Raw genomic sequence first — 14,087 nt, forward strand, 5'->3', positions numbered from 1 at the left:
GAAGCCCCGTGAAACAGGGGTTGGCACTAGTCGCGACGCATCGTCAATTGGGTGATCTGTCGATTCAACTGGCCGATACGTCGAGCCATACCTTTGATGAGGCTCTGCGCGATCTTTGGATTACTGCGGATCATGCTCAAAAATTGATCACCCGGAATCAACATCACCGTGCTCGGCTCTGACGTCACTACCGTGGCGTTGCGCGGCTCCCCAGTGAACAACGCCATCGCGCCGAAAATCTCGTCCCTGGGCACGTCGCCGACCTTGTGCCCGTCGACGAATGCCTCGGCGTGTCCATCGATCAGGACGAAGACATGGTCCGCCGAATCGCCCTGTTGGATCAGCATGGCGCCGGCCTCAACGCGTTTGAAGCCGTTGGTGCTGCGAAACTCGCGCGGTTTCAACTCCGCCACGGCGTGGGCAAGCAGCGCCATTTGCCCGAGCAAGTAGCTCAGAAACTGCTCCGTTCGGTCAGGCTCGGCATGCACATGCTGCAGAACTTCGCCACGCCGATAGGGCAGCAGGCGCAAGGCCCCGTCGCTGCACAAGCGGCAGTCGTTCCATTCTTCGCCCTGTTGCAGGCCGAGCAGATCACCTTCCTGCCAGTAGAACAGCGCGCGGCCCGCGACACAGCCATGCACAACGCCCTCGATCAGCATAAACAGCTGGTCGCCGGGCACCTGCGCAAACAGATTATCCGTTGCCTCCAGTTCGATGACGGGGGCGCATGGCGACAAATCCTGCAGCCACTGCCCAGGAATACTCTGCAAGCGATTGATCAATGCATCGGCATGGGCCGGTCGTTCCCCGAGTAGATACATGGCGTCAGCGCCTGTTCAGTTCTTGTGGCGCGCAGAAATGGCTTCGAGCTGCTTGTTCAGGGCATCCTTGCGCTCGGTGGGGATGTCGTTCCAGTGCACATCCATCAACGCGCCTTCGATCGCATATAACAACACTTTCGATGCACGAAACCCCCGAGTACGCACGGCCCGATAGGCATCCACTGCACCGAGGCGACGCAAATCCGAGGCGCTGTGGATGCCCACGGCATGCAGCCATTGCGCCGACGTCTTGCCAAGATTTTTCAGGTGTTGCAGTTCATCATTCATCAAGCCTCCTTGCGACGGCCGAATGGTGCGTGGGCGAGCTTCTCAGGAGTGTAGCCATCAGTAGGAAAAGCGTGGTTGTTTGGTCGGATTCGACGCAAAAGCTTCTAAGAAAGGGTAATGAAATGCCTGCGAACGCAGGAAGACGGGAGGAAATGCAGAAACAAATGTGTGAGCGTGCTTGCTCACGAAGGCGGCGGGTCAATCACACAGAAGTGTCGACTGTCCCGACGCCTTCGCGGGCAAGCCCGCTCCCACAGGGAAAGGGCGTGGGTTCAGGGAGATTTGCGAATATCAGCGGGTGCGATAACGCAACCGCGTGCCGAAATTCATCGACATCAAGATCTCGTCGGCACTCAGCTCCGGCGGAAAGTACGCCCCGGAAATCTGCGCATGGGCCAGGCTGGCGCCCTCGAGCGAGGCCTTGCGGAAGTCGATGCCGCGCAGATCGGCGGAGCGGAAATACGCATCGCGGAAATCCACGCCATCGGCGTTCAGTTCGCGCAGGTCGAGGCCACGGAAATCGCCGCCGACCATGTCGATCGGGCCATCCTGCGGGCGTTCCTTGTTGAAGCCTGCGACGTCATCTTTGTGCAGCAGGGCGTAAAGCGGAGTGTCGAGCAGTTTCGGCTGGCTCATGTCAGATCACCTGTTGGTTTTATGACGCCAGTATAGTGCCACTATTTGACGGCCGTGAAGCGAGCAAGGGCTTCACGGCCGAAATAGTTTTTTACAGGCCTGGCAGGCGCTGACGAATCTGCGCCACCACAGTGTCCAGCGTGCCGGATTCATTGGTCTGCACGCGTTTGCTACGCAGGATTTCCTCCGGCGTCAACGCTTCGCGATTGGCCTGTTGCGCTTCGATCACTGCCAGGGTGGCGTCGGACGGATCTTTCTGATCGGCCTGACGCATCGCCAGCCAGCTCTCGATGACTGCTTGCGGGGCGTTGCAGTCGAGGATCAGGAACGGCGTGCCGGTGGCTTCGGCAATCTTCGCGGCGTTGTCGCGCTGCTCACGCTTGAGATAGGTCGCGTCGATCACCACCGGGAAACCGGCGTGCAAAATCACCTCGGCGATCTCATGCAGGTGCGCGTACGTCGCGGCACTGGCATCGGCGCTGTAAATGCCGGCCTGCACCTCGTTGGCTACGGTCTGCTCACCGAACAGACGCTTGCGCTCGACATCGGAACGTAGACGGATTGCGCCCAGCGCTTCGACCAGACGCATGGCCACATGGCTTTTACCGACAGCGGAAACGCCGTGGGTAATGGCCATGAAGCGCGAAGGAATGGTGCTGTAGCTTTCCGCCAGGTTGGCGTAGTTGCGGTACTGGCGCAGGGTCGTGGCGCGTTGCACCGCAGTCGCCTCTGCCGGCATGCTGAACAGCGCCACTTTGGCCCGTACCAGCGCGCGATAGGCTTTATAGAAGTTCAGCACTTCCAGGCCCTGATAGTCGCCGGTCAGTTCCAGATACTGGCTGATCAGGCGACGCGCCAACGATTTCAGGCCACGGTCTTCCAGGTCCATGGCGAGGAAACCGGTGTCGGCCCAAACGTCAGTGAATCGGAATGGCTCGTTGAACTCGATGCAGTCGAAGATCACCACGTTGCCGTCGATCACAGTGGCGTTGCCCAGGTGGATGTCGCCGTGGCATTCGCGGGTGAAACCTTGGGCCTTGCGCTGTGCGAACAATGGTTTGAGGCGTTCGAAGCTGCTTTCGGCCCAGGCTTTCAGCGCCTCGAGTTGCAGCAGGTCATTCTTGTCGCTGAGGAACGGCAGGATCTGCTCGAAGTTTTGCGCGACCGGCGCCATCACGCTATCTGGCGTGCCAGCGTCGTGCTCGGCCGGGACTTTCGGGGCGTTGAGATGGAAATGGGCGATCTGCTCGGCCAGCGCATCAATGTGCTGAGTGGTCAGCTCGCCATTGGCTTGCAGGGTGCTGAGCAAGCCGCTCTGCGGGAACTGGCGCATTTTCAGCACGTATTCGATAGCTGGGCCGTCGCCACCCAATTGCGGTGCTTCGACGCTGCCGGTGACCGGCAACACGTCCAGATACAAATCAGCGGTCAAACGCTGGTTCAAACGCAGCTCTTCCGCACAGAAATGTGCGCGTGCATCGAGGCTGGTGAAGTCGAGGAAGCCGAAATTCACCGGCTTTTTCACTTTATAGGCAAAGGGACCGGTGAGAATCACCCACGAAATGTGGGTTTCGATGACCTGAAATCCTTCGACGGGATGCGGGTAGAGGGCCGGGTTTTGCAGGGCAGCGATCAGGGACTGGCTCACGGGCGATCCTTCAGAGACGGGGGAATTCGAGGCGGCCATTATGGCTGCTTGCCCGCCTGACGCAAACCTCTGCGCGTGCCTGTTGAGGATCGATAAAGTGCGTATAATCCGCCGCCATGACTCGATCCCGATCCCCCCGTACCAAGAAAAAACCACCAGCCAAGGGCCTCAGCCCATGGTTGAGCTGGGCCATTAAACTCTGCCTGGTCGGCCTTGTAGTGCTGGCCGGCTTCGCCGTTTACCTCGATGCCGTGGTGCAGGAGAAATTCTCCGGCAAGCGCTGGACCATCCCGGCCAAGGTGTACGCGCGCCCGCTTGAGCTGTTCGTCGGGCAGAAGCTCAGCAAGGACGATTTCCTTACCGAACTCGATGCCCTCGGCTATCGCCGCGAAGCCGTGAGCAACGGCCCCGGCGCCGCTGCCGTGAGTGGCAATACGGTTGACCTGAACACCCGTGGCTTCCAGTTTTATGAAGGGCTGGAGAAAGCGCAGCCGGTGCGCGTGCGCTTCTCCGGCGATTACGTCGCCGAGCTGTCCGCGACCAATGGCTCTAAGCTGTCGGTGGTACGCCTCGAGCCGCTGATGATCGGCGGCATTTATCCGAAAAATCTTGAAGACCGCATCCTGATCAAACTCGATCAGGTGCCGCCGTACCTGCTCGAAACTCTGATCGCCGTTGAAGACCGCGATTTCTACAGCCACTGGGGCGTGTCGCCGAAATCGATCGCCCGCGCGGTCTGGATCAACACCTCCGGCGGCAAGATGACCCAGGGCGGCAGTACGCTGACTCAGCAGTTGGTGAAGAACTTCTACCTGACCAGCGAACGCAGCCTGACCCGCAAGCTCACCGAAGCGATGATGGCGTTGCTGCTCGAGCTGCACTACGACAAGAAGGAAATCCTTGAGGCCTACCTCAACGAAGTCTTCGTCGGTCAGGACGGTCAGCGCGCGGTGCACGGTTTCGGTCTGGCCAGCCAGTTCTTCTTCGGCCAGCCATTGTCCGAGCTGAAACTGCATCAAGTGGCGTTGCTGGTCGGCATGGTCAAGGGGCCGTCCTACTACAACCCGCGTCGTAACCCGGAACGCGCGCTGGAGCGGCGCAATCTGGTTCTCGACGTGCTGGCCCAGCAGGGCGTGGCAACCGCCGAACAGGTCGAAGCAGCGAAGAAAATGCCACTGGGTGTAACTACTCGCGGCAAGCTCGCCGACAGCTCGTTCCCGGGCTTTATCGATCTGGTCAAACGTCAGTTGCGCGAAGACTACCGCGACGAAGACTTGACCGAAGAAGGCCTGCGCATCTTCACCAGTTTCGACCCGATACTGCAGATGAAAGCCGAAGCCTCGGTCAACGACACTTTTAAACGCCTGTCCGGGCGCAAAGGCTCCGATGACGTCGAAGCGGCGATGGTCGTGACCAATCCGGAAACCGGTGAAGTCCAGGCGATGATCGGCAGCCGTCAGGCCAGTTACGCCGGTTTCAACCGTGCACTCGATGCGGTGCGCCCGATCGGTTCGTTGATCAAGCCGGCGGTGTACCTGACCGCGCTGGAGAAACCGAGCCAATACACGTTGACCAGTTGGCTGTCCGACGATCCGCTGTCGGTCAAAGGCGCTAACGGTCAGGTGTGGAAGCCGCAAAACTACGATCGACGCTCCCACGGTACGGTTTTCCTCTATCAGGGCCTGGCGCATTCCTACAACCTCTCGACCTCGCGTCTGGGCCTGGAAGTCGGTGTGCCGAACGTCCTCAAGACCCTCGGTCGTCTGGGCGTGACCCGTGAGTTCCCGGCGTTCCCATCGATGCTGCTGGGGGCTGGCGGCATGACGCCGATCGAAGTGGCGACCATGTACCAGACGCTGGCGAACGGCGGTTTCAATACGCCGATGCGCGGGATTCGCAGCGTATTGACCGCCGAGGGCGAGCCGCTCAAGCGGTATCCGTTCCAGATCGAGCAGCGTTTCGATCCGGCCTCCATCTACCTGATCCAGAACGCCATGCAGCGGGTGATGCGTGAAGGTACCGGCAGTTCGGTTTATAACGTGCTGCCCAAGACCCTGACGCTGGCGGGCAAGACCGGTACCAGTAACGATTCGCGTGACAGCTGGTTCGCCGGTTTCAGTCAGGATCTGCTGGCGGTGGTCTGGCTCGGTCGCGATGACAACGGCAAGACGCCGTTCACCGGGGCGACCGGTGCGCTGCAGGTCTGGACCAGTTTCATGCGCAAGGCCGATCCGCTGCCACTGGACATGCCGCAGCCCGACAACGTCGTGCAGGCCTGGGTCGATTCACGCACCGGACAGGGCTCCGATGCCAACTGCCCTGGCGCGGTACAGATGCCGTATATTCGCGGCAGCGAACCGCCACCCGGCGCCGCGTGCGCAAGCGAAACACCTGCCTCGCCGGAGTCGGTGATGGACTGGGTCAAGGGCTGGATGAATTAAGCAAAGAGGGTTTCAAGTGAACAAGTGGTTGATTCCAGCGGTGACCGCCGTGGCTTTGCTCAGCGGCTGCTCTACCGTACAGCGTGGTTCGATTCCGGTAGTGGATTCGGGCACAGCCGTTTCCAACAGCGAACGTATCGGTGCCAATGGCGGTTTCCGCCAGACCACGGTCAAGCGCCCGGCGCAGGGCCAGACTCAGGCGATTCCGCAAGGCGATACCGGCGTAGTGGTAATGGTGCCGGGCGGCGGTGCTGCGGTGTCGACACCGATCAGCTCTTCGCCTATCGTCCCGGGCCCAGCATCCGGAGGGATCACGTCGGGGCCTTACAACCCATCGGCGGTTGAGTCGGCACCGATCAACTCCGGCGGCTACAGCATGCCGTCGACGCCAAGCGGCATTCCTTCGGCCAGCAGTGGTGGTGGTCTGTCGGCGGATGAGCAACTGGACGGCCCGGTACTCGCTCTTTTGACCACCGCGCAACAACAGCAGGCCGGCGGCGACCTCAACGGTGCCTCTTCCAGCCTGGAGCGAGCGCAACGTGTCGCCCCGCGTGAGCCGCAGGTGCTTTACCGTCTGGCGCAGGTGCGCATGGCCCAGGGGGATGCGCCGCAAGCCGAGCAGTTTGCCCGTCGTGCGCTGACCATGGCCAACGGTCGTCCGGATCTGCAAGCCAGCCTGTGGGAATTGATCGCTCAGGCCCGTGAGAAACAAGGTGATTCTGCCGGCGCCGCGCTTGCCCGTCAGAAGGCCAAGGTTTCCCTGTGATGGATGCGCGCTTTTCGAAAATCGCCGATCAGCTATTGCTGATCGAACGAGAGTTGCGCACCCAGGGCTGGTGGGATGAGGTTGAGCCATCGGTCGAAGCCCTGAGCAGTGTCGAGCCGTTTTCGGTCGACACGCTGGACTTCGAGCAGTGGCTGCAATGGATCTTCCTGCCGCGCATGAAGATGATCCTTGAGCAGGATCTGCCCTTGCCGAGCGCCTCCGGCATTCAGGAAATGGCGGAGATGGTTTTCGCCCAACGCAATCTCGGCGGCAAGGATCGTCAGCTGCAGGTACTGCTCAAAGAGTTCGACCTGCTGATCAGCGCGTCCCGCTGACCACAGTTGTAGGGGCTTTGTAGGAGCAGCCGAAGGCTGCGATCTTTTGATTTTAGACGAGCAGGATCAAAAGATCGCAGCCTCGTTGCACTCGTCAGCTCCTACAAGTTCCGACGTCGCGATTACGAGCAATTCTCGGCGATCTGCTTCTTCGCTTCGACGATGCGTTCCTGACGCTGTGTATCGTCGAGCCTGCGCACATCCCCCTCGACCTCCTCACGCAAACGCGGATTGTTCTGCAGTTGCGCCAGGTTCGTGCGTGCCTGCTCGCAAAAGGCCTTGAGCTGCGCCTGCTGCTCGGCGACCTGTTTCTTCACCTTGGCATCAATGGCTTTCTGATCGCCAAGTACGCCGCTGCCCGGCATCGGCGCAGCTCTCGGCGTGGGCGAGGAGGGCGTCTGCACGGTCGTGGACGGTTGCCCCTGCGGCGGCTGCGCATCGAAATGCGTGACACCCTGGGCATCGACCCATTTGTAGATTTGAGCGGCCCAGCACCATGGGCTGAGGCCGATCAGCAGAGTAAGGAGGAGCGTTCGCATGCTGATTCCTTGGTAAAAATGCGCAATTGACGCTAACACAGTAGCGCTTTTCAGGTTTTTTCTTGCGTTCTCATGTGCTTACCCACAATTAACCTCATAGACGACTTGACTTGCAGAGGGCGAAACAGAAGAATCCAAAGTCCGCTGTAGAGGGACTGCCAGAAGCAGACCCACTCGGTAGATCATGAGGCGCACATCCGCGCCGACCTGTTACACCCGCAACGCGTTACCTCGCGCTGGGTGGGAAAGGCCCGCAACACTTGGGACGATCCCAATACTTGCTCAGTCAGTGCTGACGTAGTCGGCGACCACCGTCGCTCATGCTCTGCCGAGAAGTAAACCTATTAAGACCCGCCCCTTTTTGTGGACGGTATTCTGGCGTTTTAGAGGTGAACAACGTGGAGCTTTTATCTGGCGGTGAGATGCTCGTCCGCTTTTTGCGTGACGAAGGCGTCAAATATATCTACGGGTACCCGGGTGGTGCTCTCCTGCATGTTTACGATGCCTTGTTCAAAGAACCGGAAGTGACCCACATCCTGGTTCGTCACGAACAAGCGGCTACCCATATGGCTGACGGCTACGCCCGTGCCACCGGTAAAGCCGGCGTGGTATTGGTGACTTCCGGTCCAGGCGCCACAAACGCCATCACCGGTATCGCCACCGCCTATATGGACTCGATTCCAATGGTGATCATTTCCGGTCAGGTGCCCAGCACCATGGTCGGCACCGACGCGTTCCAGGAAACCGACATGATCGGCATCTCCCGGCCGATCGTGAAGCACAGCTTCATGATCAAGCACGCTTCGGAAATCCCGGAAGTCATGAAGAAGGCCTTCTACCTGGCGCAATCCGGTCGTCCGGGCCCGGTCGTTGTCGACATCCCGAAAGACATGACCAACCCGGCCGAAAAGTTCGAATACGTTTTTCCCAAGAAAGCCAAGCTGCGCTCCTACAGCCCGGCCGTTCGCGGTCACTCCGGGCAGATCCGCAAAGCAGCCGAAATGCTGTTGGCGGCCAAGCGCCCGGTGCTGTACTCCGGCGGCGGCGTGATTCTCGGCAATGGCTCCGCGCAACTGACCGAACTGGCGAAAATGCTCAACCTGCCGGTAACCAACACGTTGATGGGCCTGGGTGCCTTCCCAGGCACTGACCGTCAGTTCATCGGCATGCTCGGCATGCACGGCAGCTACACCGCCAACCTGGCAATGCACCATGCCGACGTGATCCTCGCAGTGGGCGCACGCTTCGACGATCGGGTGATCAACGGCCCGGCCAAGTTCTGCCCGAACGCCAAGATCATCCACATCGACATCGACCCGGCATCGATCTCCAAGACCATCAAGGCCGACGTGCCAATCGTGGGTCCGGTCGAGAGCGTCCTGACCGAAATGGTCGCGATTCTCAAGGAAATCGGCGAGACCCCGAACAAGGAGTCCGTAGCCAGCTGGTGGAAGCAGGTCGATGAATGGCGCGGTGATCGCGGCCTGTTCCCTTATGAAAAGGGCGACGGCAGCAAGATCAAGCCGCAGACCGTGATCGAAACCCTCTGCGAAGTGACCAAGGGCGACGCCTTTGTGACGTCCGATGTCGGTCAGCACCAGATGTTTGCTGCGCAGTACTACACGTTCAACAAGCCTAATCGCTGGATCAACTCCGGTGGTCTGGGCACGATGGGCTTCGGCCTGCCGGCGGCGATGGGCATCAAACTGAGCTTCCCGGACGACGACGTTGCCTGCGTCACCGGCGAAGGCAGTATCCAGATGAACATCCAGGAACTGTCGACCTGCCTGCAGTACGGCTTGCCGGTGAAGATCGTCATCCTCAACAACGGTGTGCTGGGCATGGTTCGCCAGTGGCAGGACATGAGCTACGGCAGCCGTCACTCGCACTCCTATATGGAATCGCTGCCTGACTTCATCAAACTGGCTGAAGCCTACGGCCACGTCGGCGTACGCATCACCGAATCGAAAGATTTGAAGTCGAAGATGGCAGAAGCGTTCGCCATGAAGGATCGCCTGGTGATCATCGACGTTGCGGTCGACACCAGCGAGCACGTCTACCCGATGCAGATCAAAGACGGCTCCATGCGCGATATGTGGCTGAGCAAGACGGAGCGTACTTAATCATGCGGCACATTATTTCCCTGCTTCTGGAAAACGAACCCGGCGCTCTGTCTCGCGTAGTCGGCCTGTTCTCGCAGCGCAACTACAACATCGAAAGCCTGACCGTGGCCCCGACCGAAGACCCGACCCTGTCGCGTCTGACGCTGACCACCGTGGGCCACGATGAAGTGATCGAGCAGATCACCAAAAACCTGAACAAGCTGATCGAAGTGGTCAAGCTGGTGGACCTGTCGGAAAGCGCTCACATCGAGCGTGAACTGATGCTGGTCAAGGTCAAGGCCACTGGCGCCCAGCGCGCCGAGATCAAACGCACCACCGATATCTACCGTGGACAGATCGTCGACGTCAGCGCCAGCGTGTATACCGTTCAATTGACCGGTACCAGCGACAAGCTCGACAGCTTCATTCAGTCCATCGGCACCGCATCGATTCTGGAGACCGTCCGCAGCGGCGTGACCGGCATTGCTCGCGGCGACAAAGTACTCAGCATCTAAACCAAATTAGCGCATGGCCTGAATGGCCGGATATAAGGGGAAATTCATGAAAGTTTTCTACGATAAAGACTGCGACCTGTCGATCATCCAGGGCAAGAAAGTTGCCATCATCGGTTACGGCTCCCAAGGCCACGCTCAAGCGTGCAACCTGAAAGACTCCGGTGTCGACGTTACCGTCGGTCTGCGTAAAGGTTCGGCGACCGTTGCCAAGGCTGAAGCCCACGGCCTGAAAGTGACCGACGTTGCTTCCGCTGTTGCCGCTGCCGACCTGGTCATGATCCTGACCCCGGACGAGTTCCAGTCCTCGCTGTACAAGAACGAAATCGAGCCGAACATCAAGAAAGGCGCCACTCTGGCCTTCTCCCACGGCTTCGCGATTCACTACAACCAGGTTGTTCCGCGTGCCGACCTCGACGTGATCATGATCGCGCCGAAAGCCCCGGGTCACACCGTGCGCTCCGAATTCGTCAAAGGCGGCGGTATCCCTGACCTGATCGCGATCTACCAGGACGCCTCGGGCAACGCCAAAAACGTTGCACTGTCCTACGCCGCTGGCGTCGGTGGTGGTCGTACCGGCATCATCGAAACCACCTTCAAGGACGAGACTGAAACCGACCTGTTCGGCGAGCAAGCCGTTCTGTGCGGCGGTACCGTTGAGCTGGTCAAAGCCGGTTTCGAAACCCTGGTTGAAGCTGGCTACGCGCCGGAAATGGCCTACTTCGAGTGCCTGCACGAACTGAAGCTGATCGTTGACCTCATGTACGAAGGCGGTATCGCCAACATGAACTACTCGATCTCCAACAATGCTGAATACGGCGAGTACGTGACTGGCCCGGAAGTGATTAACGCCGAATCCCGTCAGGCCATGCGCAACGCCCTGAAACGCATTCAGGACGGCGAATACGCCAAAATGTTCATCAGCGAAGGCGCAACCGGCTACCCTTCGATGACCGCCAAGCGTCGTAACAACGCCGCTCACGGTATCGAAATCATCGGCGAGCAACTGCGCTCCATGATGCCGTGGATCGGTGCCAACAAGATCGTCGACAAAGCCAAGAACTAAGTCGTCGTCCCTTGTACGAAAAACGCGGCCTCGGCCGCGTTTTTTCGTTTGGGGCGGTGCTTCTGGTATAAAGCTGCATCGTTTGTGGCCGAACTGTCGTCCTCAAGCTTCTGTCGAATTTTATCCAAACCGTTGCAAGGTAATGTCCATGAGCGAACGTCCCGAAGAGCCGAACAAGGCTTCCGACGCCGAAAGCCTGCTGCCCATCGATGAGCACATCGAAGAAGGGCACGACGCTGAAGGTCGTAAAGTCCGGCATCGTGGTATCTATCTGCTGCCGAACCTGTTCACCACTGCAAACCTGTTTGCAGGCTTCTATTCCATCATCAATTCAATGAGTGCCCAGGCTGCGTTGAGCGCCGGGGATTCGGTGAATGCGAGCAAGTATTTCGCTTTCGCCGCGATCGCGATTTTCGTCGCCATGGTGCTCGACGGTCTTGATGGTCGCGTGGCGCGCATGACCAACACGCAAAGTGCCTTCGGCGCCGAGTACGACTCGTTGTCGGACATGGTCGCGTTCGGTGTTGCGCCGGCGTTGCTGGCGTTCGGCTGGGCGCTGGGTGATATGGGCAAGGTCGGCTGGATGGTCGCCTTCATCTATGTGGCAGGTGCGGCATTGCGTCTGGCGCGCTTCAACACCCAGGTCGGCACGGCGGACAAACGCTACTTCATCGGTCTGGCCAGCCCGGCGGCGGCAGGTGTGGTGGCCGGTATTGTCTGGGCGTTCAGCGATTACGGCATTCAGGGTTCGAAGATGTCGTTCCTGGTGGCCTTGATGGTGGCGGCGGCCGGCATGCTGATGGTTAGCAATATCAAGTACAACAGCTTCAAGGAGCTGGATCTCAAAGGTCGCGTGCCGTTCGTAGCGATCCTCGCGGTGGTGCTGGTATTCGCTGTTGTATTCAGTGATCCGCCGCGCATTCTGCTGCTGGTGTTCCTCGCCTATGCCGCTTCCGGTCCGGTACAGTACCTGTTGCGTCTTCGTCGTCACAAAAACGCCGAGTGATGTAATTTCCCGCATACTCCGCAGTCTATGGGTGCACCTGTCCTCCAACGCTGCGGAGTTGTCATGTTGATCAAGATCCCCAAAGCATCCGACTGCCATGAGTCGGATGTCACGCCTGAAGCCATTTATCTCTCCCGTCGCCAATTGATCGGTGCTACCGCTGCCGGTATTGCCATGAGCAGCCTGCCGCGTTGGGCGAATGCCGCTGATGCCCCTCGCTACTCGGATGTCGAATCCGGCAAGGCCCCGGCCTGGTTCGCCGAAAAGCTTCCTTCTACTCAATGGGGTGCGGTCAACGTCAAGGACGAGGCAATCACGCCCTATAAAGACGCCACGCACTACAACAACTTTTACGAGTTCGGTACCGGCAAGGGCGATCCGGCTTCGAACGCTGGCGACCTCAAAACCGAACCCTGGAGCGTAGTGATAGACGGGGAGGTGGGTAAACCGGGGCGTTACGCGCTGGAAGATTTCATGAAACCGTATCAATTGGAGGAGCGTATTTATCGTCTGCGCTGCGTCGAGGCGTGGTCGATGGTCATTCCCTGGATCGGCTTTCCCATCTCGGCCTTGCTCAAACAGGTCGAGCCGACCTCCAAAGCCAAATACATCCGCTTCGAAACCCTGCAGGATCCCAAGAGCATGCCCGGCCAGCGTTCCGGCTTTGCCTTGATCGACTGGCCGTATGTCGAAGGCTTGCGTCTCGATGAGGCGATGAATCCTTTGGCGATTCTGGCGGTGGGCATGTATGGGCGCGAACTGCCGAATCAGAATGGCGCGCCTTTACGTCTGGTGGTGCCATGGAAGTACGGCTTCAAAAGCGTGAAATCCATCGTGCGCATCAGTCTGGTCAGCGAACAACCGAAGACTACCTGGCAAAGCATTGCTGCCGACGAATATGGTTTCTATGCGAATGTGAACCCTGCGGTCGACCATCCGCGTTGGACCCAGGCGCGCGAGCGGCGTCTGCCCAACAGCCTGTTCAAACCAAATGTGCGCGAAACGCAGATGTTCAACGGCTACTCGGATGAAGTCGCTTCTTTATATACAGGACTCGATCTGCGGAAGAACTACTGATGCGCTATCCGTTCTGGCGAGTGGGCGTTTTCATTGCGGCAGCGATTTGGCCGTTGCTGTGGTTCTATCAGGCCTTCGCGGATCTGCTGGGGCCTGATCCGGGCAAGGTGCTGGTTGATCGTCTGGGGCTTGGCACGCTGGTGTTGCTGTTGATCACGCTGAGCATGACGCCGCTGCAAAAACTGAGTGGCTGGGCGGGGTGGGTTGCGGTTCGCCGGCAATTGGGACTTTGGTGTTTTGCTTATGTGACGCTCCATCTGTTCAGCTATATGGCTTTTATCCTCGGGTTCGACTGGTCTCAACTGGGTGTTGAGCTACGCAAGCGGCCGTACATTATTGTCGGTGCGCTGGGATTTCTCGGCTTGCTGATATTGGCGGTGACGTCAAATCGTTATAGTCAGCGTCGTTTGGGGGCTCGCTGGAAGAAGTTGCATCGCCTGGTTTATGTGATTCTCGGTCTGGGATTGCTGCACATGCTTTGGATCGTGCGGGCTGATCTTGAAGAGTGGACGATTTATGCCTTTATAGGCGCTGTGCTTTTGCTGCTTCGTCTGCCGCTGGTGGCAAGGCGAATCCCGCGTTTAATGGGTAAAAGGCAGAATCTTCAAGAAAAGCGAAATTAACGGTTGACGGCAGATTCCAGAGGTCTATAATTCGCCCCACTTCCGGCGCCGTCGAAACGGAAAACTCCTTGAGATTCAAAGAGTTACGCAGTTTTCGACAGCGACTTACTTCAGATCATCGAAGCCTGGAAGGAGTTGAAAGAGCAATGATGTGTAGCTCTTTTAACGGTTCGATCTTCTCGGTCGAAAGCGGAGAAAAAGAGGTGTTGACAGCAGCGATTAACGCT

Annotated in this window: 14 protein-coding genes; 9 read left to right on the forward strand and 5 right to left on the reverse strand. The window is 58.8% G+C overall.

The features are described 5' to 3' along the window. Positions 1 to 26: 26 nt before the first annotated feature. From ACP7D9_RS18480 to ACP7D9_RS18495, 4 genes are all read right to left on the reverse strand, one after another. Positions 27 to 821: a Crp/Fnr family transcriptional regulator gene (locus ACP7D9_RS18480; RefSeq protein ID WP_426159006.1), complete on the reverse strand. Its 795-nt coding sequence runs from the start codon at positions 819 to 821 to the stop codon at positions 27 to 29. Between the two features lie 15 nt (positions 822 to 836). Beyond that, the gene (locus ACP7D9_RS18485) at positions 837 to 1,109 is read right to left on the reverse strand and encodes a TfoX/Sxy family protein (protein WP_101157664.1); all 273 of its coding nucleotides are present in this window, start codon (positions 1,107 to 1,109) and stop codon (positions 837 to 839) included. 291 nt (positions 1,110 to 1,400) lie between these two features. After that, positions 1,401 to 1,745: a pentapeptide repeat-containing protein gene (locus ACP7D9_RS18490; RefSeq protein ID WP_039761605.1), complete on the reverse strand. Its 345-nt coding sequence runs from the start codon at positions 1,743 to 1,745 to the stop codon at positions 1,401 to 1,403. A 91-nt stretch (positions 1,746 to 1,836) separates the two neighbouring features. Next, positions 1,837 to 3,393, reverse strand: coding sequence for an AAA family ATPase (locus ACP7D9_RS18495; RefSeq protein ID WP_101157666.1), 1,557 nt, complete (start codon positions 3,391 to 3,393; stop codon positions 1,837 to 1,839). A gap of 116 nt (positions 3,394 to 3,509) precedes the next feature. On the opposite strand from ACP7D9_RS18495, the gene mrcB reads away from it, so the two are divergent. The 3 genes from mrcB to ACP7D9_RS18510 are packed head-to-tail and all read left to right on the forward strand — an operon-like array spanning position 3,510 to position 6,935. Next, entirely contained in the window at positions 3,510 to 5,834 is a 2,325-nt protein-coding gene (gene mrcB, locus ACP7D9_RS18500; RefSeq protein WP_426159009.1) for a penicillin-binding protein 1B, read from the forward strand. A 16-nt stretch (positions 5,835 to 5,850) separates the two neighbouring features. Continuing rightward, entirely contained in the window at positions 5,851 to 6,600 is a 750-nt protein-coding gene (locus ACP7D9_RS18505; RefSeq protein ID WP_101157670.1) for a tetratricopeptide repeat protein, read from the forward strand. Continuing rightward, positions 6,600 to 6,935: a YqcC family protein gene (locus ACP7D9_RS18510; RefSeq protein ID WP_426159011.1), complete on the forward strand. Its 336-nt coding sequence runs from the start codon at positions 6,600 to 6,602 to the stop codon at positions 6,933 to 6,935. The genes ACP7D9_RS18505 and ACP7D9_RS18510 overlap by 1 nt, the downstream gene beginning before the upstream one ends. Positions 6,936 to 7,057: 122 nt before the next feature. On the opposite strand, the gene ACP7D9_RS18515 is transcribed toward ACP7D9_RS18510, so the two are convergent. Then, entirely contained in the window at positions 7,058 to 7,474 is a 417-nt protein-coding gene (locus tag ACP7D9_RS18515; protein WP_426159013.1) for a DUF4124 domain-containing protein, read from the reverse strand. Positions 7,475 to 7,872: 398 nt separating this feature from the next. Here ACP7D9_RS18515 and ACP7D9_RS18520 point away from each other — a divergent pair, with 398 nt between their 5' ends. The 6 genes from ACP7D9_RS18520 to msrQ all read left to right on the forward strand — a co-directional run bounded on the left by ACP7D9_RS18520 (position 7,873) and on the right by msrQ (position 13,860). Continuing rightward, positions 7,873 to 9,597: an acetolactate synthase 3 large subunit gene (locus ACP7D9_RS18520; protein ID WP_039761986.1), complete on the forward strand. Its 1,725-nt coding sequence runs from the start codon at positions 7,873 to 7,875 to the stop codon at positions 9,595 to 9,597. A gap of 2 nt (positions 9,598 to 9,599) precedes the next feature. Next, positions 9,600 to 10,091, forward strand: coding sequence for an acetolactate synthase small subunit (ilvN, locus tag ACP7D9_RS18525; RefSeq protein ID WP_003176102.1), 492 nt, complete (start codon positions 9,600 to 9,602; stop codon positions 10,089 to 10,091). A gap of 46 nt (positions 10,092 to 10,137) precedes the next feature. After that, the gene (gene ilvC / locus ACP7D9_RS18530; RefSeq protein ID WP_003228216.1) at positions 10,138 to 11,154 is read left to right on the forward strand and encodes a ketol-acid reductoisomerase; all 1,017 of its coding nucleotides are present in this window, start codon (positions 10,138 to 10,140) and stop codon (positions 11,152 to 11,154) included. Between the two features lie 148 nt (positions 11,155 to 11,302). Next, positions 11,303 to 12,160, forward strand: coding sequence for a CDP-diacylglycerol--serine O-phosphatidyltransferase (pssA, locus tag ACP7D9_RS18535; RefSeq protein WP_016773182.1), 858 nt, complete (start codon positions 11,303 to 11,305; stop codon positions 12,158 to 12,160). A gap of 63 nt (positions 12,161 to 12,223) precedes the next feature. Then, on the forward strand, positions 12,224 to 13,237 hold the full coding sequence (msrP, locus tag ACP7D9_RS18540) for a protein-methionine-sulfoxide reductase catalytic subunit MsrP (protein WP_426159016.1): 1,014 nt from the start codon (positions 12,224 to 12,226) through the stop codon (positions 13,235 to 13,237). Continuing rightward, entirely contained in the window at positions 13,237 to 13,860 is a 624-nt protein-coding gene (gene msrQ, locus ACP7D9_RS18545) for a protein-methionine-sulfoxide reductase heme-binding subunit MsrQ (protein ID WP_426159018.1), read from the forward strand. Before msrP ends, msrQ begins: the two co-directional genes overlap by 1 nt. Positions 13,861 to 14,087 lie beyond the last annotated feature (227 nt).

Origin of the sequence: Pseudomonas sp. TSRC2-2, assembly GCF_049897785.1 — a bacterium.
GTDB lineage: Bacteria > Pseudomonadota > Gammaproteobacteria > Pseudomonadales > Pseudomonadaceae > Aquipseudomonas.